Below are 25,889 nucleotides of genomic sequence, written 5' to 3' on the forward strand. Positions count from 1 at the left end.
TCCCGTTGCCTGCATGTGCCGCAAGGTCCAGCCCAAGCCGGCAGCGGCGCACCATACCCGCCTTTTGCATGCCATGAAAGTGACGCAAACAACAGATGCCCGCCAAAGTCACCGCTGGTGAGCCCATTCATTTGTCATATCCGTTTGGTTGATTTGTGTTCGCACGACTCCTCGATATTCTTGATTGGACGTTCATTCAAGAACCCTGACCGTTTTACCAACCCTCCCGGCGGCGGCAAAAGGCGCTGGACAGTATCGCCCCGGCGGTCCCATAGACAGGCCATGGCCGACACCGTCTCATCCCGTTCGCTGCGCCACCGCCGACTGGCGATCCTCATCGCGGCGCTGGCCGCGGTGACGGCGCTGGCCTGCTGGGGCGCCTATCGCTGGGCGGAGGCGGAGGCGCGGGCGGCGCTGACCCTGAACGGCGACCAGCGGCTTGGCCTCTATGCCAGCAGCATCCGCAACGCGGTCGGCCGTTACGATTACCTCCCCTTTCTGGTCGCCCGCGACCATGAGGTGCTGGACCTTCTCGATACGCCGTCGGAGACGCGGCGCGACGTGGTGAACCGCCGGCTGGAGACGGCGAACGCGGCGGCGGGATCGGCGGCGCTCTATGTGGTGAACCGGTCGGGCCTCGCGCTGGCGGCCAGCAACTGGGCCGATCCGGCGCAGAGCTTCGTCGGCCAGACCTATGACTTCCGCCCCTATTTCCGTCAGGCGGTGGAGTCCGGCAGCGGCCGTTACTTCGGCATCGGCGTCACCACCGGCCTGCCCGGCTATTTCCTGTCGCACGCCGTCCATCGGGGGGAGGCGCTGATCGGCGTCGCCGTGGTCAAGATCGACCTGGAGCCGCTGCAGCGCGATTGGGCCGCCGGTGGCGAGCGGGTGCTGGTGACCGACGAGAACGGCATCGTTTTCCTGTCCAGCCACGCCGACTGGAAATACCGCGCCTTGCGCCCGCTGCCCGACGTGGTGAAGGCCCGTCTGGCACAGACCCGCCAGTATGACCGCAGCGAGCCGGCCCCGCTCGGCCTGCGCGACGGCCCGCTGGCGGAAAACGGCGCGCGGCTGGTCAGTCTGCCCGATCCGCTCTCCCACGGCGCCCGCCACGCCTACCTGATGCAGGAACTCCCCCTGCCGGAATTCGGCTGGACCATCCGATTCCTGTCGGATCTGGAGCCGGTGAAGGCGCAGGCGGCGGGTGCCGCCGTGCTGACCGCGATGGGCATCCTGCTGCTGGCCGCCGCCCTGGCGCTGGGCTGGCAGCGGCGCCAGACCCTGCGGCTCCAGCAGGAGGCGCGCGTGACGCTGGAACGCCGTGTGGAGGAGCGCACGGCCGAACTGCTGACCGCCAACCGCGTCCTGCGCGAGGCGCAGGAGGAGCTGGTGCAGGCCGGCAAGCTGGCGGCTTTGGGCCAGATGTCGGCGGCGCTGGCGCACGAGATCAACCAGCCGCTGGCCGCCATCCGCACCTTCGTCGCCTCCACCCGGCTGCTGGCCGAGCGGGGCGAGACGGCGATGGTCCGCGACAACCTCGCCATGATCGGCGATCTGGCGGAGCGGATGGCGGTGCTGTCCGGCCATCTGAAGGACTTCGCCCGCAAAGGTCCGGCGCGGGTGGAGGCGGTTCCGGTCGCCCGCGCCATGGACCGCGCGCTGGCCCTGCTGGCGTCCCGCCTGCGCGAGGAGGAGGTGCAGGTGGAGCAGAGCATCCCGCCCGACGCCCGCGTTCGCGGCGACGCGGTGCGGCTGGAACAGGTCTTCGTCAACCTTCTGCGCAACGCCGCCGACGCCATGGCCGAGTGCGAGGAGCGGCGCCTGACCCTGACGGCCGACCGGAGTAGCGAGGGCTGGGAGATCCGCATCCGCGACACCGGCACCGGCATCGCCGAGGCGCACCAGTTCCAGCTGTTCGACCCCTTCTTCACCACCAAGGAGGTCGGACAGGGGCTTGGCCTCGGGCTGTCGCTGTCTTATGGCATCGTGCGCGACTTCGGCGGCACGCTGCGGGCGGAGAACAATCCCGAAGGCGGCGCCTGTTTCGTCGTCCAGTTGCCGGAAGCACAATGAGGGGCAGATGATTACCGATCCGCATGCCACCCCCGTCCTGTTCATCGACGACGAGCTGGCGATGCGCGTGTCGGTGACGCAATGGCTGCAACTGGCCGGCTTCGCCGCGCAAGGATTCGAGACGCCGCAGCTGGCGCTCGACCTGCTGGCACCCGACTTTCCCGGCGTGCTGGTCACCGACGTGCGGATGCCGCGGATGGACGGCATGGCGGTGCTGGAGCGGGCGCTGGAGCGTGATGCCGACCTGCCGGTGATCCTTGTGACCGGCCACGGCGACGTGGCGCTGGCGGTGGAGGCGATGCGGCGCGGCGCCTACGACTTCATCGAAAAGCCCTTCGAACCCGACCATCTGGTCGCCGTCATCCGCCGTGCGGCGGAGAAGCGGCGGCTGGTGCTGGAAAACCGCGGCCTGCGCCGCCGGGCCGGCGGTGGCGGGATCGAATCGAAGCTGATCGGCACCTCCCCCGCCATCGCCGAGCTGCGGCGCGACCTGATCGACCTCGCCGCCACCAGCGCCAGCGTGCTGATCCATGGCGAGACCGGCACGGGCAAGGAGCTGGTCGCCCGCTGCCTGCATGATTTCGGCCCCAGGGGTGCGAAGGGCGCCTTCGTCGCGGTCAATTGCGGCGCCATCCCCGACAGCATGGCGGAAAGCGAGCTGTTCGGGCATGAACCCGGCGCCTTCACCGGCGCCACCCAGCGCCGCGCCGGCAAGCTGGAACATTCCAGCGGCGGCACACTGTTCCTCGACGAGATCGAGAGTATGCCGCTGGCCATCCAGGTCAAGCTGCTGCGCGCCCTGCAGGAACGCACCATCGAACGGCTGGGCTCCAACAAGCAGGTTCCGGTCGATCTGCGGCTGGTGGCGGCGACCAAGATCGACCTGCTCGACCTCAGCGAGGAGGGGCGGTTCCGTGCCGACCTCTATTACCGCCTCAACGTGGCGGAACTGCACATCCCGCCGCTGCGGGCGCGGGCGGAGGACATTCCGCTGCTGTTCGACTATTTCACCGCCGAATTCGCCGCCCGCCATGGCCGTGAGCCGCGCCCGCTGGAGCCGGCCGACATCGACGCGCTGCTGGCGCATGACTGGCCCGGCAATGTGCGGGAACTGCGCAATCTGGCCGAGCGCCATGTCCTGTCGGTCGGGCGCAGCGGCGTCGCCGGCCTGCTGCGCCGCCGTCCGATCGGTGGAGAGGCGGCTGCGTCACCGCGGGCGCTCGCCGATCAGGTCGACGCCTTCGAGAAGCGGGTGATCGAACAGGCGTTGGACCGCTGCAAGGGCGACATCAAGGCGGTGATGGACCTGCTGGACATCCCGCGCCGCACCCTGAACGAGAAGATGGCCCGCCACGGGCTGGACCGCACGCGCTTCCTGCCCCGCGGCTGACCACGGTCGCCGATCACCAATGCCGCTGGTGGCGGCCGGTGCGCAGGCGGGCCATTTCGACAGTTGTTTCCGCCGGCTCCGCCGGCTTGCGCATATCCTTCACCACCGCCAGCAGGGCGCCATCGCGTTCGACCTCCGCCACCGTCGGACCGGTCATCAGCGCGTCGCAATCCTCCTGCGTCGGCGCGATGAAGAAGTCGGCTCGATTCCAGTCGTTGACCCAGCGCATGTTGGCCGGTGCCAGCTTTTCGAAGGCCAGCGGCTCGGCGCAGACGGCGACGCTGTAGGTCCTGTGATGGTGGGTGCGCGCTTCCTCCGCCGCGATCACCTCCGACAGATCCTCCACCGCTTCCGGCAGGCTGTTGACCCAGTAATCGACATCATACTTGCGCACCGCGCCGGCGACGCCGCCGACCAACTCGTTGAAATAGACATATTCGTCCGGATGCAGCGACTCCAGGACCGTCGCCTCGCGGCCCAGCACCAGCGCCAGCGCGACCCCGGCCAGGACCGCCGCCGACAGCCCGCGTCCGGTCCGCTGCGACACGCCGAACCTCCAGGCCCCGGCCCAACCGAGCAGCCGGTCGAGCCCGATGCCGCCCAGCACCGCCAGCGGCGGCAGCACGAACAGGAAATGGCGGATCGCGGTGTAGCCGGGGGCATGGGTGATGGTGAACCAAGCGACCGGGAACAGCGCCGCCAGCACCACCAGCCCGCAGCCGACCGCGCGGACCCGCCCCTCCTCGCTCATCAGCCGGTCGCGATACATCATCGCCGGCAATACCAGCAGCCCCAGCGCAACCCCGCCCAGCATCACCAGCGGCAGCTTGACCCCGAGATACCAGACCAGATAGCTGCGCGGCACCTCGTACATCCAATATTCGGTGCCGCCCAGCATGGTGCGGATCGGATAATGGAAATGCGAGAAATCGGCCAGCGCCCGCAACGGGTTCAGCGGCTCCAGCACCGCCCAGGGCCAGAATACCGCCATCAGCCCATAGGCGACCGGCAGCGCCGGCAGCAGCCGCAAGGCCCCCCGGCCGGCTTCGCGCAGCCGTCCGGCAGAGACTCCGCCCACCAGCACCCAGCCCGCCAGCGCCGCCGCAGCGTAGCCGGCCACCAGCAGCGCCCCGACCCGGATGCCCAGCGCCAGCCCGGCGACCACGCCGAATCCCAGCACCGTGCCCCAGCGGGGCCGCGGCATCTGCCCGACCAGCCGGATCAGCATCGCCACGGCGGCCATCATCAGCACGCCGAAGGGCACGTCCTTGGTGTGGTTGAACAGCCCGCCATACCAGGGACCGCACAGCGCCAGCAGCGCCCCGGCCAGGAACCCGGCCCGCGGCCCGGCGACCCGGCGGCCGACGCCCCAGACCACCGCGATCCCCGCCACCCCGATCAGGGCGCACAGCAGGTGCCGCGTCTCATAGGGATCGAAGGGCAGCAGCGGCGCCAGCGCCACCGCCGCCATGTCGAACAGCCCGCCATAGAGATAGAGGTTCTTGTAGGTGAAGGCCGAATCGTCGGTGAAGCCGCTGCGGTACCAGTCGATCAGCTTGGCGCCATAGACATGCTGCACCTCCTCGTCGTTGGAGATGCCGTATTGCCGGAAGGTGACGGCGACCAGCACGATCAGGGCCAGCAATCCCAACGCCGCGGCAAGATCCCACGGCTCGCCGATCAGCCGGCGCAAAACGCTGCTCTTCCCCCGCACGCCCGGCTCCCTCGCTTCCCGTCCGCAAGCCCCCCAAGGCCGATCTGCAGAAAGCACCGGCCGCCGCGGCTTGTCATGTGAAATCTCTGACATGACCGTGGATGCGCGGACCGGGCGTTCGGACACCGTGAGAAGGTAGGCGCGTCGGGCGCATCGCACATCACCGAGAACGGGAAAGACGCAAAGATCCTCAATCAATTTTCAGAATACTGGCGAATTATCTAAAATACTCGCACTTGTTGCACGGCCGCTTTTCCAAGCCTCTGCATGCGACACTCTAGCGCGCGTCCTTTGTAAGGATTTGGTTCACTATTCGCGCAACAATTCGCCGCAAGACAAGGCGTGTAAAGTGCGCCGAAAGGTGGTGAGCCATGACAGGAACTTCTCTCTCGATCCGTGCGAAACTGCTGATGCTGGTTGCAACAGCCAGTCTCGCCTGTTTGGCAATCGCCGGTGCCGGGCTTTATCTCAGCTATAATCGGATGTACCAGGACCGCGTCGATGCCCTTCGTTTCATGGTCGAGGCGGGACACAGCATGGCGGCACGGTTCGAAGGCGAGGTCGCCACCGGCCACCTGACCCGTGAGGAGGCGCAGGCCCGCTTCAAGGAAGCCTTCCTCGCCATCCGCTACAGTGGGGAGGAGTATCTGTTCGCCCACACCTATGACAGCATCGGGTTCGCCCATGCCAACAAGGCTTTGATGGGCAAGGACGTCTCCGGCATCAAGGACGCGGCGGGTCTGCCCGTCATCCCGGCGCTGATCGACATCGTGAAGAAGAAGGGCGAGGGCACCTACGCCTATGACTGGCCGCGCACCGTCGGCGGCACCGAGACGGCGGTGAAGCTCGCCTATGTGAAGGGGTTCGAACCCTGGCGGATCTTCATCGGCACCGGCGTCTTCATCGACGACCTGTGGTCCGCTTTCCTGTCGCAGCTATGGACCCTGCTCGGCGTCATCGGCGGGCTGGCCTTGCCGGCCATCCTGCTGCTGGCGCTCGTCGGGCACAACATCAGCGCCACCATCCGCTCGCTTGCCGGGCGGATGCGGGCGATGGCCGACGGCGATCTGACTGTCGGCTTCCCGGAAACCAGCCGCGGCGACGAGCTGGGCGACATGAGCCGTGCCACCCAGGTGTTCAAGGAGAATGCGCTGGCCAAACAAAGGTTGGAGGCCGAACGGGCCGAGCAGGCCCGCCGCGCCGAAGAGGACAAGCACCGTGCCGTCGCCGCGATGGCGGACCGCTTCGAACAGGCGGTCGGCGGCGTGATCCATGCCGTGGTGGAGGAAGCCGCCGGCATGGAAAGCCGCGCCAGCGCCGTGACCAGGGCCGCGGACCAAACCGGCAAGCTCGCCGGCGACGTGGCGGTGACCACCGGTCAGACCTCCGCCAACGTCCAGACCGTCGCCGCCGCGACCGAAGAACTGACCAGTTCCATTGGCGAGATCAGCCGGCAGGTCGGCCAATCCTCTGAGATCGCCCGCGAGGCGGTCGGGATCGCGGAGCGCGCCAACGTCAAGGTCGGCGGTCTGGCCGAGGCGGTCGAGCGGATCGGCGCCGTGGTCGAACTCATCAACTCCATCGCCAGCCAGACCAACCTGCTGGCCCTGAACGCCACCATCGAAGCGGCGCGGGCGGGAGAGGCAGGGCGCGGATTCGCCGTGGTGGCGAACGAAGTGAAGGCGCTCGCCACCCAAACGGCCAAAGCCACCGACGATATCGCCGTCCAGGTCGCCGACATCCAGTCGATGACCGGTGACGCAGTGGGCGAGTTGCAGGAAGTGGTCCGGGTCATCGGCCACATCAATGAGGTCGCCACTTCCATCGCCTCCGCCGTCGAAGAGCAGGGTGCCGCCACCCGCGAGATCAGCCGCAACATCCAGCAGGCCGCCCAAGGGACGCAGACCGTTTCCGACAGCATTGGCGGCGTCAATCGGGCGGCGAGCGAAAGCGGCAAGGTCGCCTACGAAGTGCTGGCCTCCGTCCGTCAACTGTCCAGCCACACCGACTCGCTGAGCCAGGAGGTGAACCGCTTCCTCACGCAAGTGCGCGCGGGCTGACGGCACGGTTGCACATAAAGCCCGCTTTAGCTCATTGACGTTGACTTCCCCCTGCGCCCGTGGCGAAATCGCTGGCGCGGGGGATTGTCCATGGCCGAACGGGATCGGGTGTATGGCGTGACGGAGCTGGCGGCGGAGTTCGACCTCACGCCGCAGGCGTTGCGCTTTTACGAGGAAAAGGGACTGCTGGCGCCGCAACGGGCCGGGGGACGGCGGGTGTTCACCTACCGCGACCGCGCCCGGCTGAAGCTGATCCTCAAATTCCGGCGGGTCGGCTTCTCGCTGGAACAGATCGCCGAATACCTTGCCCATTACCGCTCTGGCCGGCCCAGCGCCGGGCAGTACCGCGACGGCCTGCGGAAGATCCGCGCCCGCCTGACCGAGCTTGAACGCATGCAGTCGGAAATCGCCGAGGTGATCGTCGAGTTGAAGGCGATGGAGGGCGATGCCGAACGGCGGCTCGCCGCCTGCTTGCCTGACGCCTGCTTGCCTGACGAAGACCCAAAACAGACCGTGCCCACACAGAAGAGAAATGAACCGGGAGTGAAACGATGCTGCGCGGAATGATGATGAATGGCCCGCTGCTGGTGACGTCGATCCTGCGTCACGCGGCGCTCTACCATGCCGACACCGAGATCGTGTCGCGCACCACGGAGGGGCCGATCCACCGCTACACCTATGCCGACGCCTGGGTCCGCGCCCAGAAGCTGGCGAATGCGCTGGCGGCGCTGGGGATGCAGCCGGGCGACCGCATCGGCACGCTGGCCTGGAACGGCTACCGCCATCTGGAATGCTATTACGGCATCGGCGGCTCGGGCATGGTCTGCCACACCATCAACCCGCGCCTGTTCCCGGAACAGATCGCCTACATCGTCAACCACGCCGAAGACCGGCTGCTGTTCACCGACCTGACCTTCGTGCCGCTGCTGGAGGGCATCGCCCACGAGCTGACCGGGCTGAAGGGCATCGTCGTGATGACCGACCGGGCCAACATGCCGGCCTCCAGCCTGCCCAACCTGCTGTGCTACGAGGATCTGCTGGCCGAACAGCCGGACAGCTACGAGTGGCCGGAGCTGGACGAGAACACCGCCTGCGGTATGTGCTACACCTCCGGCACCACCGGCAACCCGAAGGGCGTGCTGTACAGCCACCGCTCCTCCTACCTGCATGCCATGGCCGCCTGCATGCCGGACGTGTTCGGCCTGTCGGCCGCGGACGTGGTGCTGCCGGTGGTGCCGATGTTCCACGTCAACGCCTGGGGCGTGCCCTATGCCGCGCCGATGGTCGGCGCCAAACTGGTCTTCCCCGGCGGCAAGCTGGACGGCGCCAGCCTGTACGAACTGTTCGAAAGCGAAAAGGTCACCAACACCGCCGGCGTGCCGACCGTCTGGCTGGCCCTGCTGAACTGGCTGGATGCCAACAGGAAGAAGCTCACGACGATGCGCCGCATCGCCATCGGCGGCTCCGCCTGTCCGCCGGTGATGATCCAGCGCTTCCAGGAGATGGGCGTGGAGGTCCTGCATGCCTGGGGCATGACGGAGACCAGCCCGCTCGGCCTCGCCAACATGCCGAAGGGCAAGCATCGTGGGCTGGACGCCGACGCGGCGCTGGCGCTCGCCTCCAAGCAGGGTCGGCCGATCTGCGGCGTGCAGTTCCGCGTGGTCGACGGCTCCGGCAACGACGTGGCCCGCGACGGCACCAGCTTCGGCCGGCTGCTGGTGCGCGGGCCCACAGTCTGCTCCGGCTATTTCGGCGTGACGGAAAGCCCCGCCCATCAGACGGTGCCGGGCTGGTTCGAGACCGGCGACGTGGTGACGATGGACGCCGACGGCTATGTCCAGATCGTCGACCGCACCAAGGACGTCATCAAGTCCGGCGGTGAATGGATCAGCTCCATCGACCTGGAGAACATCGCCGTCGGCCATCCCGGCGTCCAGGAAGCCGCCGCCGTCGCGGTTCCCGACGAGAAATGGGGCGAGCGCCCGGTGCTGGTCGTCGTCCGCAAGCCGGACTCCACCCTGACCCGCGAGGAACTGCTGGCGGTCTTCGACGGCAAGGTGGCGAAATGGTGCATCCCCGACGACGTCCGCTTCGTCGACAGCCTGCCCCACACCGCAACCGGCAAGCTGTTGAAGAGCGAGATCCGCCACATACTGACCAGCCCGGACGGAGTGTGATCCAAAAAGAAAACGGGCCGGACGGCATGAACCGTCCGGCCCAGTGTCCTCGCGGGATTGGCGAGGACGACGCACCCGAGGGAGGAGCGCGCAACCAAGGTCAATCTACCGGCCGACGAAGACGGCGACTTGTTCGTCTGCGCCACAAACTCAGCAATTTCACGCCATCGAAGCTGCTTCAGCGCTCCGACCGCACCCGCGCCACGGCGTCGCGCCAGCCGCCATAAAGGCGGTCGCGCCTGTCCTGCTCCATGCGCGGTTCGAACCGGCGCTCGCTGCGCCAGGCATCGGACACCGAGTCCAAACCGTCGAACACGCCGACCCGCAGCGCCGCGAGGCAGGCGGCGCCCAGCGCCGTGGTCTCGATCACCTTCGGGCGTTCGACCGGCATGTTCAGCAGGTCGGCCAGGAACTGGCAGAGCCAGTCGTTGGCGGCCATGCCGCCGTCGATGCGCAGCGCGTTGATGGTGCCGCCCCAATCGCCCGCCATCGCCTCCATCAGGTCACGGGTCTGATAGGCGACCGCCTCCAGCGCCGCGCGGGCGATGTGGGCGGGGCCGACGTCCAGCGTCATGCCGAAGATCGCGGCGCGCGCATCCGAATCCCAGTGCGGCGCACCCAAGCCCACGAAGGCCGGGACGAAATAGACGCCGTGGCTGTCGGGTACGCGGGTCGCCATGTCGTCGGTCTGGCTGGCATGGGTGATGATGCCGATGCCGTCGCGCAGCCACTTGATGGCGGCCCCTGCCACGAAGATCGAGCCTTCCTGCGCATAGGCCGTCTTGCCGTTCAGCCGGTAGGCGACGGTGGTCAGCAGCCGGTTCTTCGACACCACCGGCGTCTCCCCGGTGTTGATCAGCGCGAAGCAGCCGGTGCCGTAGGTCGATTTCGCCATGCCCGGCGTCAGACAAGCCTGCCCGAAGGCCGCCGCCTGCTGGTCACCCGCCACCCCGGCGATCGGGATCGGCCGGCCGAGCAGCTCCGGCTCGGTGGCGCCGAAATCGTCGGAGCTGTCCAGAACGCGCGGCAGCATGGCGCGCGGCACCCGGAACAGCGCCAGCAACTCGTCGTCCCAATCCTGGGCATGGATGTCGAACAGCATGGTGCGCGAGGCGTTGGTCGCGTCGGTCGCATGCACCTGACGCCCGGTCAGGTGATAGATCAGGAAACTGTCGATGGTGCCGAAGCACAGCTCGCCGCGTTCGGCCCGCGCGCGGGCGCCCGGCACATGGTCGAGAATCCAGGCGATCTTGGTGGCGGAAAAATAGGCGTCGATCAGCAGGCCGGTCTTGGCGCGCACCAACTCGGCATTCCCTGAAGCGACCAGATCATGGCAGAGCGACGCGGTGCGGCGGTCCTGCCAGACGATGGCGCGGTGGATCGGCTCGCCGGTGGCGCGGTCCCACACCACGGCGGTCTCGCGCTGGTTGGTGATGCCGATGGCGGCGATGGCGGCGACATCGACCCCGGCCTTCTCCACCGCCTCGCGCGCCACGGTGCGGATGTCGCGCAGGATGTCGGCGGGATCATGCTCGACCCAGCCGTCGCCGGGATAATGCTGCGGGAACTCGCGCCGCGCCTCGGCCAGCGGAGTCCCCCTGCCATCGAACAGGATCGCCCGCGACGAGGTGGTGCCCTGGTCGATGGCGAGGATATGGCTGGCCTTGGTCATGCTGCGTGTCCCCCAGTTTTCCAATTATCGCGCGTCTCCCCCTCTCCCCCCCGGGGAGAGGGTCGGGGTGAGGGGGACGCATGGCGTGATTTTTCAAGGAATGCGGAGCGGCTTCAACAAACGAAGCCCACGCCGCGCACCCCCCTCACCCTAACCCTCTCCCCGGGGGGGAGAGGGGATTGGCTAGTGGTCGTATAAAGAAAAGGGGCGACGGCATGCCGCCGCCCCAGGGTCACCTCCGGCGCAACCAGGACGCCCGCCGGAAGAGCGAACCCGTCACCGCATCCCGGATCAGCGGGCGCGGCCTTCCTTCCAGGCCTTCAGCAGGTCGTCATAGGCAACGGTCTCACCCTTCGGCTTCTCGTTGGCCAGCTTCGGCTTCGGCGCGCCCGGCTTGTCGAACCAGATCTTGGCGTCCTCCGGCTTGTTCAGCTGCGGGGCGCACTCGCCGCCGATCTTGGCGCGCTCCATGCGGGCCATGACCTGCTCCATCTGGTCGGCCAGATTGTCCATCGCCTGCTGCGGGGTGCGCTCACCCGTGACCGCCTCGGCGATGTTCTGCCACCACAGCGGGGCCAGCTTCGGATAGTCCGGCACGTTGGTGCCGGTCGGCGTCCAGGCGACACGGGCCGGGCTGCGGTAGAACTCGACCAGACCGCCCAGCTGCGGCGCAACCTTGGTCATCGCCTCGGACTGGATGTCGCTTTCGCGGATCGGCGTCAGGCCGACCAGCGTCTTCTTCAGCGACGCGGTCTTCGACACGGTGAACTGGGCATAGAGCCAGGCGGCCTTGCGGCGTTCCAGCGGGGTGGACTTCAGCAGCGTCCAGGAGCCGACGTCCTGGTAGCCGAGCTTCATGCCCTCTTCCCAGTACGGGCCGTGCGGCGAGGGGGCCATGCGCCACTTGGGCGAGCCGTCCTCGTTGACGACCGGCAGGCCCTTCTTGGTCATGTCGGCGGTGAAGGCCGTGTACCAGAAGATCTGCTGCGCGACCGCACCCTGGGCCGGCACCGGGCCGGCTTCGGAGAAGGTCATGCCAGAGGCTTCCGGCGGCGCGTACTTCTTCAGCCAGTCGATGTACTTGGTCAGCGAATAGACGGCGGCCGGACCGTTGGTGTCGCCGCCGCGCTTGACCGAGGCGCCGGCCGGGCGGCAGCCCTCGACGCGGATGCCCCACTCGTCCACCGGCTTGCCGTTCGGCAGGCCCTTGTCGCCGGCACCGGCCATCGACAGCCACGCGTCGGTGAAGCGCCAGCCGAGCGACGGGTCCTTCTTGCCGTAGTCCATGTGGCCATAGACGCGGGTGCCGTCGATCTCCTTCACGTCGTTGGTGAAGAAGTCGGCGATGTCCTCATAGGCCGACCAGTTCTGCGGCACGCCCAGATCGTAGCCGTACTTGGCCTTGAACTTCTCCTTCAGGTCCGGACGGGCGAACCAGTCGGCGCGGAACCAGTAGAGGTTGGCGAACTGCTGGTCGGGCAGCTGGTAGAGCTTGCCGTCCGGGCCGGTGGTGAAGCTGGTGCCGATGAAGTCCTTCACGTCCAGCGTCGGCAGGGTGACGTCCTTGCCCTCGCCCGCCATGAAGTCGGACAGCGCGACGGCCTGACCATAGCGGACGTGGGTGCCGATCAGGTCGCTGTCGTTGACGTAGGCGTCATAGACGTTGCGGCCCGACTGCATCTGCGTCTGCAGCTTCTCGATGACGTCGCCTTCCTGGATCAGGTCGTGCTTCAGCTTGATGCCGGTAAGCTCGCTGAACAGCTTGGCGAGAGTCTTCGATTCGAACTCGTGCGTCGTCAGCGTTTCGGAGACGACGTTGATCTCCATGCCCTTGTACGGCTCGGCCGCCTTCACGAACCATTCCAGCTCCTTCATCTGCTCGTCCTTGGAGAGCGTGGAGGGCTGGAGTTCCTCGATGATGCGCTTGGCGACGGCTTCCTGGTCCGGCGTCATGGCGGCGGACGGACCCGCCGAGGCCATCGCCAGCAGAACGCCGATGCCGCCGGCCATCACGGCCCCGGTCAGGCGGCGCCGCAGAGTCTGGTGCTGAAGCATGCTTCCTCCCACTTGTCGACTTGGTGTCTGGTTGACGTTTGATTGTTGAGCTACCGGCGGAAACCACCGTTCTTCCCGTATTCCCCGCAGCCCCGCGGAGGAACGGATCCCTTGAAAACCTCTGGCTCCCCCCTCAGCCGAAGCGGATCACGAAAGCGATCCACAGCAGCGAGACCGCAAAGGCGCCCCACAGCGACACGTCGGTCGCGGCGAGCCAGCCCAGATGGATGAAGGCGCTGCCGAGCAGGCCGATGAACAGGCGGTCGCCGCGGGTGGTGCGCATCGGCAGGAAGCCCTTGGCCTCCACCGTCGGCGACAGCACCTCCCACACCGTCATGCCGGCCAGCATCAGGGCGATGCAGACGAAGAAGATCGCGGTCGGCGCAGTCCACGCCATCCAACCCATATCCATGACGCGGCCTCCCTCAGACCCGGCCCAGGGCGAAGCCCTTGGCGATGTAGTTGCGGACGAACCAGATCACGAGCGCGCCCGGCAGGATGGTCAGCACGCCGGCGGCGGCCAGCAGGCCCCAGTCCATGCCCGACGCGCTGACGGTGCGGGTCATGGTGGCGGCGATCGGCTTGGCATCGACCGAGGTCAGCGTGCGGGCCAGCAGCAGCTCGACCCAGCTGAACATGAAGCAGAAGAAGGCGGTGACGCCGACGCCGGCCCGGATCATCGGCAGGAACACCGTGCCGAAGAAGCGCGGGAAGCTGTAGCCGTCGATGTAGGCCATCTCGTCGATCTCGCGCGGCACGCCCGACATGAAGCCTTCCAGGATCCAGACCGCCAGCGGCACGTTGAACAGGCAGTGGGCGAGCGCCACGGCCAGATGCGTGTCGAACAGGCCGACCGTCTGGTAAAGCTGGAAGAAGGGCAGCAGGAACACGGCCGGCGGCGCCATCCGGTTGGTCAGCAGCCAGAAGAACACATGCTTGTCGCCGATGAAGCGGTAGCGCGAGAAGGCGTAGGCCGCCGGCAGCGCCACCGTCAGCGAGATCACCGTGTTCAGCGTGACGTAGTAGATCGAGTTGATGTAGCCGCTGTACCAGCTGGGATCGGTGAAGATGGTGACGTAGTTCTGCAGCGTCGGATTGCGCGGGAACAGCGTCAGGCCGGACAGGATCTCCTCGTTCGTCTTGAAGGACATGTTGACCATCCAATAGATGGGCAGCATCAGGAAGACGATGTAGCAGACGAGAACGATCGTCCTGTTCGACACCCTGGCGGAGGACCGGCGGACATTGGCCGGAGCGGCCAGCGAGCCGGGAGCGAGAACCGCAGCCTTGCTCATTTCTTCTCTCCCGATCCGGAGTTGGTGATGACGGTGTAGAAGATGAAGCTGAACAGCAGCACGATCAGGAAGTAGACGATGGAGAAGGCCGCGGCCTTGCCGATATCGAACTGCCCCACCGCCATCTGCGTCAGATACTGGCTGAGGAAGGTGGTGGAGTTGCCGGGACCGCCGCCGGTCAGCACGAACGGCTCGGTGTAGATCATGAAGCTGTCCATGAAGCGCAGCAGCACCGCGATGATCAGGACGCCGCGCATCTTCGGCAGCTGGATGTAGCGGAACACCGCCCATTTCGACGCGCCGTCGATCTTGGCCGCCTGATAGAAGGCCGGCGGGATCGACTGCAGCCCGGCATAGCACAGCAGCGCCACCAGACTGGTCCAGTGCCAGACATCCATGACCAGCACGGTCATCCAGGCATGGGCCGAATTGTTGGTGTAGTTGTAATCGATGCCGAGAGCGCGGAAGGTGGCGCCCAAGAGGCCGATGTCGCCGCGCCCGAAGATCTGCCAGATGGTGCCGACCACGTTGAACGGGATCAGCAGCGGCAGAGCCAGCAGAACCAGCGTCAGCGACGTCTTAGCGCTGCGACCGCCGGGCATGCCGAGAGCGATCAGGATGCCCAGCGGGATCTCAATCGCCAGCACCGCCAGCGAATAGATGATCTGGCGGACCAGAGCGTCATGCAGCCGGTCGTCGGTCAGCACCGCCTCGAACCATTCGGTGCCGACGAAGAAGGTCTGGCCGGGGCCGAAGATCTCCTGCACCGAATAATTGACCACCGTCATCAGCGGGATCACCGCGCTGAAGGCGACGATCAGAAAGACCGGGATGATCAGGAACCAAGCCCGGTTGTCCTGGACCTTATCCATGGCTTGTGCCTCCTTCAACCGACCAGATGGCTGTCGCGGTAGAGCTTGGTCCACCGGGTGGGGAAACGGATGGCGGCGTCCAGCGCCGGGATCTCCTGCTCCTCGCTCAGCCGCGCCTTCAGCGTGTGGCTGCCCAGCCGCACCGTCGCCAGCTTGGAGGTGCCGAGATCGTCGACACCGGTGACCTGCACCGGGATCGATCCGGCGCTGCCGCTGCGGGTCAGCTCCAGGAATTCCGGCCGGATGCCCAGCTCGAACTTGCCCCCCACCGCGGGCACGGCGCGGTCGGGCAGCGGGATGGCGATGCCGTCGACCAGCGCATGGTCGCTGCCCAGCGTGCAGGGCATCAGGTTGATGCCGGGGCTGCCGATGAAATAGCCGACGAAGGTGTGCTCCGGGTTCTCGAACAGCTCCTGCGGGGTGCCGAGCTGGACCATGGCGCCCTCGTACATCACCGCGACCTTGTCGGCGAAGGTCAGCGCCTCCACCTGGTCGTGGGTCACATAGATCATGGTCAGGCGGTATTCCTCGTGGATCTGGCGCAGCTTGCGGCGCAGGATCCACTTGGTGTGCGGGTCGATGACGGTCAGCGGCTCGTCGAACAGGATGGCCGCCACGTCCGAGCGCACGAGGCCCCGGCCCATCGAAATCTTCTGCTTGGCATCCGGCGTCAGCCGCTGGGCGCGCTTCTTCAGATCGTCGGTCAGATCCAGCGCCTCGGCCACCTGCCGCACGCGGCGGTCGACATCGGCGGCCGGGACCTTGCGGTTGCGCAGGGGAAAGGCGAGGTTCTCGTACACCGTCATGGTGTCGTAGATCACCGGGAACTGGAACACCTGGGCGATGTTGCGCTCCTCGGGCGTGCAGCGGGTGACGTCCAGTCCGTCGAACAGCACCCGCCCCTCGCTGGGCACCAGCAGGCCGGAGATGATGTTCAGCAGCGTGGACTTGCCGCAGCCCGAGGGCCCCAGCAGCGCATAGGCCTTGCCGTCCTCCCACTCCTGCGACAGGCGGCGGAGCGCATAATCCTCCGGCTTCGTCGGGTGCGGGTGATAGGAGTGGCCGAGATTGTCGAATTGGATGGTCGCCATCGCTCCCGCCCCCCTTAAGCGATGTTGCGCAGCGCGCCGCGCCGCCAGTTGGGTGCCGCCACCAGCTGCCCGGCGGTGGAGAAGACGAAGATGCGGTCGGGATCGGCATAGACCTGGATGTCGCTGCCGATGGGATGGCTGTGCACCCCCTCCTCCCGCGCGATCAGCGTGGTGTCGCCGTGGCGCAGATGGACGAAGGTCTCCGACCCGCTGATCTCCGACAGGGCGACGCGGCCCTTGATCGGCACCAGCCGCTCGCTCCGCCGCAGCACCGTCAGGTGGTTGGCGCGGATGCCGACCTTGCAGGGGCCGGCCGGCAGGTTGCGGTCATGGGCCGACAGCGGCAGGCTGGTGCCGTCGGACAGCGCGACGCGGTCGTTGGTGAGGATCGCGTCCATCACGTTCATCGGCGGGTCACTGAACACCTGCGCGCATTCCAGCGAGGCGGGCGTGTGGAACACGTCGCCGGTCGCCCCGGTCTGCAGCATCCGCCCCTCGTGCAGCACCGTGACGTTGCCGCCGAGGATCAGCGCCTCCTGCGGTTCGGTGGTGGCGTAGACCACCGTGGTCTTGCCGTCGGCGAAGATGTCGCGCAGTTCGGCGCGCAGCTCCTCGCGCAGCTTGTAGTCCAGATTGACCAGCGGCTCGTCGAGCAGAAGCAGGCCGGCGCCCTTCACCAAAGCCCGCGCAATGGCGCAGCGCTGCTGCTGACCGCCCGACAGTTCGGCCGGCAGGCGCTCCAGATAGGGCTCGATCCGCAGCATGGCGGCGGTGCGCCGCACCTTGGCATCGATCTCCGCCTTGTCCTTGCCCTGGCGGCGCAGCGGCGAGGCGATGTTCTCAAAGACCGTCATCGCCGGATAGTTGATGAACTGCTGATAGACCATCGCCACGTCGCGATGGCGCACCGACGTGCCGGTGACGTCCTTGCCGTTTTCCAGCACGCGCCCGGCGGTCGACTTGTCAAGACCGGCCATCAGCCGCATCAGCGTCGTCTTGCCGGCCAGCGTCCGTCCCAGCAGGACGTTGAAGCTGCCGGCTTGCAGCTCCAGCGACAGGGGGTGGAGATGTTGCTCGGCGCCGACGCGCTTGGCCACGCCTTCCAGTGTGAGTGTCACCGCATTCCTCCCATCGACCGGCCCTTTTCAACCAACTGGCCGGCGGTGTCGCCGCCCAATTCCCTGTTGGCCGTAGCTTCGCGGCGCCGGTCGAACCAGCCGCCGATGGCGTCCCGGATCGCAGCGTCCAGGTGCAGCCCAAGTTTGGAACGCCGCCACAGGAAGTCGTCGCCGGTCATGGCGAACTCCTCCCGCGCGGCATAGTCGAGTTCGGCCTCATAGACGCCGCCCCCGAAATCGATGCCCAGATCGTCCAGCCCCTTGGCGTCGCCCAGCAGCCGCTCCACCCGCGTGCCGTAGGCCCGCGCCAGCCGGAGGGCCAGCGCCTCGGGCAGCCAGGGCCGGCCGCGCTTCAGACCGGCCAGGAAGCCGGCGAAATCGGCGTTGGCGATGTCGCCGCCGGGAAGCGCCACGTCGGCCGTCCAGGTGGCGCCGCCCTTGCCGAGCGCCTTGCCCAGCTTCTCCGTCGCCTCCTCCGCCAGCCGGCGGAAGGTGGTGATCTTGCCGCCGAAGATCGACAGCATCGGCGCCTCGCCGGCCGGCTCGTCCATCTCCAGCACATAGTCGCGGGTGACGGCCGAGGCGTTGCCGCTGGCGTCGTCGAACAGCGGCCGGACGCCGCTGTAGGTCCACACCACGTCGCTCTCGCGCACCGGCTTGGCGAAGTACCGCGACACCGCCCGGCACATGTAGGTGATTTCGTCTGGGGCGATCGCCACCGCGCCGGGATCGCCCGAATAATCGAGGTCGGTGGTGCCGATCAGGGTGAAATCGCGCTCATAGGGAATGGCGAAGACGATGCGGCGGTCATCGTTCTGGAAAATGTAGGCGTGTTCGCCTTCGAACATCTTCGGCACGACGATGTGGCTGCCCTTGACCAGACGCACCGACTTGTCGACGGTGACGCCGGTGCGCTTGGCGATCATCTCGCGCACCCAGGGGCCGGCGGCATTGACCAGCGCGCGGGCGCGGACGGTGCGGGTGGCGCCGGTGGTCACATCGACCAGCGTCGCTTCCCACAGACCATCGCGGCGGACCGCTTTGTCGCAGCGGGTGCGGGTCAGGATTTCCGCTCCGCGGGCCTTGGCGTCCATGGCGTTCAGCACGACCAGCCGGCTGTCCTCCACCCAGCAGTCCGAATATTCGAACGCCTTGGTGAAGCCGCCCGCCAGCGGCTTTCCCGCCGGCGCGCTGGTCAGATCGACCCCGTGCGAACCCGGCAGCAGCTTGCGCTTTCCCAGATGATCGTAAAGGAACAGCCCGATGCGCACCATCCAGGCCGGGCGCATGCTGCTGTCATGGGGCAGAACGAAACGCAGCGGCCAGATGATGTGCGGAGCGGCGCGCAACAGAACCTCGCGCTCTTGCAGCGCCTCGCGCACCAGACGGAATTCGTAATATTCGAGATAGCGCAGGCCGCCGTGGATCAACTTGGTGCTTGCCGACGAGGTGGCGCCCGCAAGGTCGCCCTGTTCGCACAGCACCACCGACATCCCGCGCCCGACCGCATCGCGGGCGATGCCCGCCCCGTTCACGCCGCCGCCGACGATCAGAAGGTCAGCCACCACGGAACCGGCAGCCCCGGGTCCGCCTGCACCGAGCCGGCCGTCCGTTCCTGCAGGGCTCGCGTTTGCCATTGGGTTCCTCTCCGTACCGCGCCGGTTCCTTGCGAACCCGGCCGCTTTCGTTTCGGAACATAGAATGTTCGTTCGCGTTTGAAAAGGAAAATGTTTGTTCAGCGGACCATGTTTTTGAGGCTACGCCGGATCGCACCTCTTTCCTATCGGAAATATGGCTGATCCAGCGCAGTCCGTGCGAAAGCGCTCACGCCGCGCGGATGCCGCCCAGCAGGCGGTCGATGTCGTTGCTCAGGCTTTCGGAGCGTTGCGAAAGCGCGCGGGTGGCGTCCACCACCTGGGCGGCGGCGCTGCCGGTGCGGTTAACCGCATCATCCACCGACACCACCGTATCGGCGATGCTCTGCACCGCGTCGGAGGCATGGTTGATCCTGCGCGCGATCTCGTCGGTGGCGGCAGACTGCTCCTCCACCGCGGCGGCGACCATGGCGGTGATCTCGTCGATACGGCTGATGGTGCGGCCGATGTCGTCGATGGCCGACACGGCCCCCTGCGCCGTGCTGCGCACCGCCTGGACCTGCTGGGCGATCTCCTCGGTCGCCTTGGCGGTCTGGCCGGCGAGGCTGCGCACCTCCTCCGCCACGACGGCGAAGCCCTTGCCGGCCTCCCCCGCCCGCGCCGCCTCGATGGTGGCGTTCAGCGCCAGCAGGTTGGTCTGTCCGGCGATGGCGTTGATCATGCCGACCACGTCGCCGATCTTCTGCGCGGCGGCGGCCAGCGCCACCATCAGCTCGTTGGTGCTGCGCGCCTCATCCACCGCGCTGCGGGCGATCTGGCTGGAATCGCCGACCCGCCGGGTGATCTCGCCGATCGAAGCCGAAAGCTGGCTGGCGGTGGCCGCCACCGTCTGCACGTTCGTCGCGGTGTCGGCGACGGCGCAGCGCACGTCGGTCATGCGGCGGCAGGTCTGCTCGGCGGTGGCCGACATCCCTTCCGACGCCTCGCGCATATCGGCCGACGCGGCGGCGATGTGGCGCGAGGCCTCCTTCACGCTGGCCTCGATGCTGGCGGTGATGGACTGGATGGTGCGCGACCGCTCGGCATCGGCGGCCTGCTTCATCGCGGCCTGCTCCTCCTGCAGGCGGGCGATCTCCGCGCTCTTGTCGCGGAAGACGCCGACGATCCCGGCCATTTCCGCGATCTCGTCGCGCCCGCGGACCCTGGCGTCGGCCGTCAGATCGCCGGCGGCAACGGCTCGCATGGCGTCGATCACCCGCAGCAGCCGGCGGGTCAACCGGTTGCGGACATAGAACCAGGCGATCAGCAGGCTCGACAGCACCACGACGGCCGCGGCGCCGCCCTGGACGGCGACGGCCCCGGCAATCGCGCTTTCGGTCCGCGTCACGTCGGCGCCGGTGCGCTCCTGCTGGTGGGCAACCACCGTGTCGATGGTCCCGTTCAGCTCGGTGGTCAGCCGCACCGTCTCGGCCAGAGCGCTTTCGATGTCGGCGGTGATGCGCGCCTGATCGTCGCGCAGGCGGAAGACGCTGCCGGCACCACTGCCGAAGGCGGCCAGCCCGTCACGCGCCTTGACCAGCGACGGCCGGTCGGGGCTGTCCTTCGGGTAGGCCTCGATGGCGTTGTCGACGCGCAGCAGCGCCCAATTGTATTTCGACCGGATGTTGTTCAGCGTCGCGCCATAGGGCACGCTGGACGCGGCGGCGATCATGCCGAAGGCAAGGTTGCCGTTGGCCTGTACGTTCATCAGTTGGGTGATGACCGGCAGTTCCTCCTGCGCCAGCCGGCGGCCCAGCCCGGTGGCGGCATCGACCGTCTGCGCCGCCGCCAGATCGCCCACCACGTTGTTGACCGACAGGGTCGAAACCTCCAGCAGGGGCGCCACCAGATCGGTGAAATCCTCGTGCGCCATCACCGCGTCGGCCATCAGCGTGTTGAGCTTCTCCTCCAGTTCCAGCCTCTCGGCGGTGCGCTTGCCCAGCGTGTCCAGCGCCGCCCCCATGCGCTCCGCCAGCCCGGCGACCGCATCGGCATCCGCCGCCATTCCTCCGGCGCCCGTTCCCGACTGGTTGCGCATCGCCGCGATGCGGTCACGCAGACCCACCAGCCGCTTGGTCAGGCCGTCCATCCGCTCCGTCAACTCGGCCGTGTCGCGCGATGCCGCCACCGCCGGCGCATCGGCGGCGATCGCCGTGCTGTCCTTCGCCAGATTGAGCGAGCCGACGATGGCCGGCACGCTGCTGCGGCCGATCTGGTCCATCGACCGCCCGGTCTCGGTCAGTGACCACCAGGCCATGACGCTGGCGAAGGCGGCGAGCATCGCCACCCCGCCGAAGGCCAGGAACAGCCGCCCCTGAATGCCGAGCCGAATGCCCCGCCGCTCCCCTTCCGGCGTCAGTTGCGTCATATTCCTCTCCTATACGTTAATTTATTGTCAGCAGGCCGGACCGTTTGGAGTCACGACAAGTTTGAAGAATGGCGACGATGGCCGTCAGTCGCGGCAAACCCTGATCGGGCGCATGGAACCGCGCGCATCCTCTCTTAGCATGCGCGTTCATTTTCGTAAAGAAACATGCTTGTGTTGCGAACAATATCCGGCGTACATATTTGCCGTACGGGGCCGTAGGTTTGCCGGCCGGCGGAATCGCCCGGCCCGCCTGGATCGGAACCGCCGCCCAGTTGCCGTTTTCGCTTTGACCCATTCCGCGCATCTGATTCACTGACGCCCCACCCGACCGGAGACAGCCCCCCGATGGATGCGCGCCTGGACGCCGAACGCCGCCAGCAGGAAATCGTGGCCCTGGTCCATGCCAAAGGCATGGTGCAGATCCAATGGCTGGCCGAACATTTCGACGTCACGCCGCAGACCATCCGCCGCGACATCGAACATCTGGCCGGGCAGTCCGCCGTCCGCCGGTTCCGCGGCGGCGTCACCGTGCCGTCCAGCGTGGAGAACATCGCCTATTCCACCCGCCAGACCCTGATGGCGGAGGAAAAGCGGCGCATTGCTGAAATGGTCGCCCGCCATGTGCCGGAGGACGCCTCGCTGTTCCTCAACATCGGCACGACGACGGAGGCGGTGGCCCAGGCGCTGCTCGGCCACAAGCGGCTGCGGGTGCTGACCAACAACCTGAACGTCGCCACCATCCTGCACAAGAACACGAACTTCGCCCTGTCCATCGCCGGCGGCTTGGTCCGCGAGCGCGACGGCGGCATCATCGGCGAGGCGACGGTGGAGTTCATCCGCCGCTACAAGGTCGACATCGGCATCATCGGCATCAGCGGCATCGACGCCGAAGGCGACCTGCTGGATTACGACGAGCAGGAGGTCCGCGTCGCCCGCGCCATCATCGAAAGCTCGCGCCGCGTCTTCCTGGTCACCGACCACACCAAGTTCGGCCGCAACGCCATGATCCGCATGGCCGACGTCAGCGTGCTCGACGCGCTCTTCACCGACCGCCTGCCGCCGCCCGAACTGATGGAGGTGCTGAGCAACGCCGACTGCCAGGTCCATGTCGCCGACGGCAGCGAGCCGGCGAACGGCGACGGCGAGGATGCGGAGGAGTAAGGGGATACCCCCCGTTTCTGCGAAACTGCTTCAAACGCGGCACCCCCACCCGCGGCCCCGATGTCGCTTGCCGAAGCGGGGCATCGCCTCCACTCTGTGATGTTGGGCCTTGTGAAAGCGGTTGGCCCGGCAAACAGATATCAGCAGGTGTGCGGTGATCATCGAAAGCGACCTCAAGCTCGACTTCAAGGATGTGCTGATCCGGCCGAAACGCAGCACGCTGCAGAGCCGCAACGACGTGGACGTCAACCGGACCTTCACCTTCCTGCACACCCAGCGCGACTGGACCGGCTTCCCGCTGATCGCCGCCAACATGGACGTCACCGGCAGCATGGGCATGGCCCGCGCGCTGTCGCGCTTCGGCGCCATGACCGCCCTGCACAAGCATTACAAGGCGGAAGAACTGGTTGCCTTCTTCCAGGCTGAGGCGGAATCCGCCGTCCAGTCGAACGTCTTCTATTCGATGGGCATCGCCGACGCCGACCATGACAAGTTCCAGGCGGTGAAGGCCAAGGCGCCGGTGGGGAAGATCTGCCTGGACGTCGCCAACGGCTATACGGAGCGCTTCGTCGAGGTGATCGCCCGCCTGCGCGAGGAGAACCCGGAGACCGTCATCATGGCCGGCAACGTCGTCACCGGCGACATGACGGAGGCTCTGCTGCTGGCCGGCGCCGACATCGTCAAGGTCGGCATCGGACCGGGGTCGGTCTGCACCACCCGCAAGATGACCGGCGTCGGCTATCCCCAGCTGTCGGCCATCATCGAATGCGCCGACGCCGCCCACGGGCTGAAGGGTCAGGTCTGCGGCGACGGCGGCTGCACGGTGCCGGGCGACATCTCCAAGGCCTACGGCGCCGGCGCCGACTTCGTCATGCTCGGCGGCATGCTGGCCGGCCATGACGAATGCGAGGGCGAGATCCGCTATGAGGACCGTGACGGCGACCGCGTGCCGGTGGCCATGACCTTCTACGGCATGTCGTCGGACACCGCGATGCACAAATACTCCGGCGGCGTCGCCTCCTACCGCGCCTCGGAAGGCAAGACGGTCGAGATCCCCTATCGCGGCCCGGTGGAGAACACGATGCAGGAGATCATGGGCGGCGTGCGCAGCATGATGACCTACATCGGCGCCACCCGGCTGAAGGAGGTGCCGAAACGCACCACCTTCGTCCGGGTCGGCGCCCAGCTGAACACGGTGTTCGGGGGCTGACCCAGCCCCTTGCCGCATGGCAGATCCCTGCCGGAAGCCTCGTCCGAATCTTGTCTCTTGGACCCGTTCCGTTCTACTGCTTGGGTGAGCGGCGAATCGGAGCTTTGCGGGAACGAGAGAGCTTATGGACGGGGTGCCCGGCAGCGGAGCGGACGTCATCCGCGCCCAATTGCCGACCCTGCCGGACACGCCCGGCGTCTATCGGATGCTGGCGGCCGACGGGTCGGTCCTTTATGTCGGCAAGGCGAAGAACCTGAAGCGCCGGGTGGCAAGCTACACCCGGACCGACGGGCTGCCCAACCGCACCCGGCGGATGGTGTCCCTGACCCGCGCCATGGAATTCGTCACCACCCACACCGAGGCGGAGGCGCTTCTGCTGGAAGCGAACCTGATCCGCAGCCTGTTGCCGCCCTTCAACATCCTGGTGAAGGACGACCGCTCCTTCTCCTACATCGTCATTGGCAAGGGGCATGACTTCCCCCGCCTGATGCAGCATCGCGGCAGCGCCGAGCGGCGGGGAACCTCAGGCAAGGGCAACCGCAGGGATTCCGACCTGTTCGGCCCCTACGCCTCGCCGCATCTGGTCGGCATGACCATCGCCGCCCTGCAGCGCGCCTTCCTGCTGCGCAGCTGCGACGACGGCGTTTTCGCCTCACGCACCCGCCCCTGCCTGCAACACCAGATCAAGCGCTGCTCGGCCCCCTGCGTCGGCCGCGTCAGCGAGGAGGAGTATGCCGATCAGGTCCAGGGCGTGCGCGACGTGCTGTCCGGCCGCAGCGCGGAGGTGCAGGCGGAGTTCGCCCGCCACATGCTCGACAGCTCCGACCGGCTGGAATATGAGGACGCCGCCCGCTGGCGCGACCGCATCCGCGCGCTGACCGCGCTGCAGAGCCGCCAGGACATCAATCTGGAAGACACGCTGGGCGACGCCGACGTGCTGGCCCTGCACCGGGAAGGCGGTGCGGCCTGCGTCCAGGCCTTCTTCTTCCGCGGCGGCCGCAACCAGGGCACCCGCGCCTTCTTCCCGCGCATCGACGCGGAGGAGGAGCCGGGTGACATCCTCGCCGCTTTCGCCGCGCAACTCTATGCCGACACCCCGCCGCCGGCCCTGCTGCTGCTGAGCGACCCGGTCGACTCACCGGACCTGCTGGCCGACGCGCTGAGCCTGTCCGCCGGCCACCGCGTCGCCGTGGAATGCCCCAAGCGCGGACCGAAGCGCCGCGCGGTCGAACACGCGCAGACAAACGCCCGCGACGCTCTCGGCCGCCGTCTGGCCGAGCGCTCCACCCAGGCGACTCTGCTGGAGGGGGTGGCGCGCGTCTTCGGCCTGCCGGCCGCCCCGCGTCGCATCGAGATCTACGACACCTCGCACATCCAGGGCTCCTTCCCGGTCGGCGCCATGGTGGTGGCGGGGCCGGAGGGGTTCCAGCGCAACGCCTACCGCCGCTTCTACATCCGCGATCCGGAGGCGGCCGGCGACGATTACGCCATGCTGCGCGAGACTTTCACCCGCCGCTTCCACCGCAGCAGCGAGGCCGGCCGCGATTCCGGGCAATGGCCCAACCTCGTCCTGATCGACGGCGGCCTCGGTCAGTTGAATGCGGTGAAGGACGAGCTGGCGATGCTGCAGATCACCGACATTCCGCTGGTCGCCATCGCCAAGGGTCCGGACCGCAACGCCGGGCGAGAGCGCTTTTTCCGCCCCGGACAGCCGCCGCTGACGCTGGAGCCCAACGATCCGGTGCTGCATTTCCTGCAAAGGCTGCGCGACGAGGCCCACCGCACCGCCATCGACAGCCACCGCGCCCGCCGCATGAAGGCGATGTCGCACACCCGCATCGACGGCATTCCCGGCATCGGCCCCGCCCGCAAGAAGGCTCTGCTCCACCATTTCGGCAGTGCCACAGCCGTCGCTTCCGCCGGCCTGAAGGACCTGGAGGCCGCACCCGGCATCAGCGAAGCCATCGCGCGAAAGCTCTACGAACACTTCCACGGATAG

At 67.4% G+C, this 25,889-nt stretch carries 18 protein-coding genes; 8 read left to right on the forward strand and 10 right to left on the reverse strand.

Annotation, left to right across the window (positions count from 1 at the left end; all coding sequences use genetic code 11):
- The first annotated feature begins 282 nt into the window (after nucleotides 1-282).
- Both TSH20_RS03570 and TSH20_RS03575 read left to right on the forward strand, forming a co-directional pair.
- Nucleotides 283-2,073 (forward strand): ATP-binding protein, encoded by a 1,791-nt coding sequence (locus TSH20_RS03570; protein WP_109073434.1) that lies wholly within the window; start codon nucleotides 283-285, stop codon nucleotides 2,071-2,073.
- A gap of 7 nt (nucleotides 2,074-2,080) precedes the next feature.
- Nucleotides 2,081-3,463 carry a sigma-54 dependent transcriptional regulator gene (locus tag TSH20_RS03575; RefSeq protein ID WP_109073435.1) on the forward strand — a complete coding sequence of 461 codons (1,383 nt, stop codon included), beginning with the start codon at nucleotides 2,081-2,083 and terminating at the stop codon, nucleotides 3,461-3,463.
- 13 nt (nucleotides 3,464-3,476) lie between these two features.
- On the opposite strand, the gene TSH20_RS03580 is transcribed toward TSH20_RS03575, so the two are convergent.
- A complete protein-coding gene (locus TSH20_RS03580; RefSeq protein ID WP_158281945.1) occupies nucleotides 3,477-5,177 on the reverse strand; it encodes a glycosyltransferase family 39 protein in 1,701 nt (566 codons plus the stop codon).
- 371 nt (nucleotides 5,178-5,548) lie between these two features.
- Here TSH20_RS03580 and TSH20_RS03585 point away from each other — a divergent pair, with 371 nt between their 5' ends.
- The 3 genes from TSH20_RS03585 to TSH20_RS03595 all read left to right on the forward strand — a co-directional run bounded on the left by TSH20_RS03585 (nucleotide 5,549) and on the right by TSH20_RS03595 (nucleotide 9,414).
- Nucleotides 5,549-7,237, forward strand: coding sequence for a methyl-accepting chemotaxis protein (locus TSH20_RS03585; protein WP_109073437.1), 1,689 nt, complete (start codon nucleotides 5,549-5,551; stop codon nucleotides 7,235-7,237).
- A 90-nt stretch (nucleotides 7,238-7,327) separates the two neighbouring features.
- The gene (locus TSH20_RS03590; protein WP_109073438.1) at nucleotides 7,328-7,804 is read left to right on the forward strand and encodes a MerR family DNA-binding transcriptional regulator; all 477 of its coding nucleotides are present in this window, start codon (nucleotides 7,328-7,330) and stop codon (nucleotides 7,802-7,804) included.
- Nucleotides 7,789-9,414: a 3-(methylthio)propionyl-CoA ligase gene (locus TSH20_RS03595; RefSeq protein WP_109073439.1), complete on the forward strand. Its 1,626-nt coding sequence runs from the start codon at nucleotides 7,789-7,791 to the stop codon at nucleotides 9,412-9,414. Before TSH20_RS03590 ends, TSH20_RS03595 begins: the two co-directional genes overlap by 16 nt.
- A 178-nt stretch (nucleotides 9,415-9,592) precedes the next feature.
- Here TSH20_RS03595 and glpK read toward each other — a convergent pair whose 3' ends face one another.
- The 9 genes from glpK to TSH20_RS03645 all read right to left on the reverse strand — a co-directional run bounded on the left by glpK (nucleotide 9,593) and on the right by TSH20_RS03645 (nucleotide 21,519).
- Nucleotides 9,593-11,086, reverse strand: coding sequence for a glycerol kinase GlpK (gene glpK / locus TSH20_RS03600; RefSeq protein WP_109073440.1), 1,494 nt, complete (start codon nucleotides 11,084-11,086; stop codon nucleotides 9,593-9,595).
- A gap of 291 nt (nucleotides 11,087-11,377) precedes the next feature.
- Complete coding sequence (locus tag TSH20_RS03610) at nucleotides 11,378-13,141, reverse strand: ABC transporter substrate-binding protein (RefSeq protein WP_109073442.1); 1,764 nt, start codon at nucleotides 13,139-13,141, stop codon at nucleotides 11,378-11,380.
- A 133-nt stretch (nucleotides 13,142-13,274) separates the two neighbouring features.
- Nucleotides 13,275-13,547: a DUF2160 domain-containing protein gene (locus TSH20_RS03615; RefSeq protein ID WP_109073460.1), complete on the reverse strand. Its 273-nt coding sequence runs from the start codon at nucleotides 13,545-13,547 to the stop codon at nucleotides 13,275-13,277.
- 19 nt (nucleotides 13,548-13,566) lie between these two features.
- Nucleotides 13,567-14,364 (reverse strand): ABC transporter permease subunit, encoded by a 798-nt coding sequence (locus TSH20_RS03620; RefSeq protein WP_208621288.1) that lies wholly within the window; start codon nucleotides 14,362-14,364, stop codon nucleotides 13,567-13,569.
- Nucleotides 14,365-14,432: 68 nt separating this feature from the next.
- On the reverse strand, nucleotides 14,433-15,308 hold the full coding sequence (locus TSH20_RS03625; RefSeq protein WP_109073443.1) for a sugar ABC transporter permease: 876 nt from the start codon (nucleotides 15,306-15,308) through the stop codon (nucleotides 14,433-14,435).
- A gap of 14 nt (nucleotides 15,309-15,322) precedes the next feature.
- Complete coding sequence (locus TSH20_RS03630; RefSeq protein WP_109073444.1) at nucleotides 15,323-16,399, reverse strand: ABC transporter ATP-binding protein; 1,077 nt, start codon at nucleotides 16,397-16,399, stop codon at nucleotides 15,323-15,325.
- A gap of 14 nt (nucleotides 16,400-16,413) precedes the next feature.
- Nucleotides 16,414-17,517, reverse strand: a complete 1,104-nt coding sequence (locus TSH20_RS03635) for an ABC transporter ATP-binding protein (protein ID WP_109073445.1) — start codon at nucleotides 17,515-17,517, stop codon at nucleotides 16,414-16,416.
- Nucleotides 17,514-19,154 (reverse strand): glycerol-3-phosphate dehydrogenase, encoded by a 1,641-nt coding sequence (gene glpD / locus TSH20_RS03640; protein ID WP_109073446.1) that lies wholly within the window; start codon nucleotides 19,152-19,154, stop codon nucleotides 17,514-17,516. Before glpD ends, TSH20_RS03635 begins: the two co-directional genes overlap by 4 nt.
- Nucleotides 19,155-19,341: 187 nt before the next feature.
- On the reverse strand, nucleotides 19,342-21,519 hold the full coding sequence (locus TSH20_RS03645) for a HAMP domain-containing methyl-accepting chemotaxis protein (RefSeq protein ID WP_109073447.1): 2,178 nt from the start codon (nucleotides 21,517-21,519) through the stop codon (nucleotides 19,342-19,344).
- A gap of 357 nt (nucleotides 21,520-21,876) precedes the next feature.
- On the opposite strand from TSH20_RS03645, the gene TSH20_RS03650 reads away from it, so the two are divergent.
- The 3 genes from TSH20_RS03650 (at nucleotide 21,877) to uvrC (ending at nucleotide 25,889) form a co-directional block, all read left to right on the forward strand.
- Entirely contained in the window at nucleotides 21,877-22,680 is an 804-nt protein-coding gene (locus TSH20_RS03650) for a DeoR family transcriptional regulator (RefSeq protein ID WP_247871454.1), read from the forward strand.
- Between the two features lie 154 nt (nucleotides 22,681-22,834).
- Entirely contained in the window at nucleotides 22,835-23,890 is a 1,056-nt protein-coding gene (locus tag TSH20_RS03655; RefSeq protein WP_109073449.1) for a GMP reductase, read from the forward strand.
- 124 nt (nucleotides 23,891-24,014) lie between these two features.
- Nucleotides 24,015-25,889, forward strand: coding sequence for an excinuclease ABC subunit UvrC (uvrC, locus tag TSH20_RS03660; RefSeq protein WP_109073450.1), 1,875 nt, complete (start codon nucleotides 24,015-24,017; stop codon nucleotides 25,887-25,889).

Origin of the sequence: Azospirillum sp. TSH20, from assembly GCF_003115935.1 — a bacterium.
Taxonomy (GTDB): domain Bacteria; phylum Pseudomonadota; class Alphaproteobacteria; order Azospirillales; family Azospirillaceae; genus Azospirillum.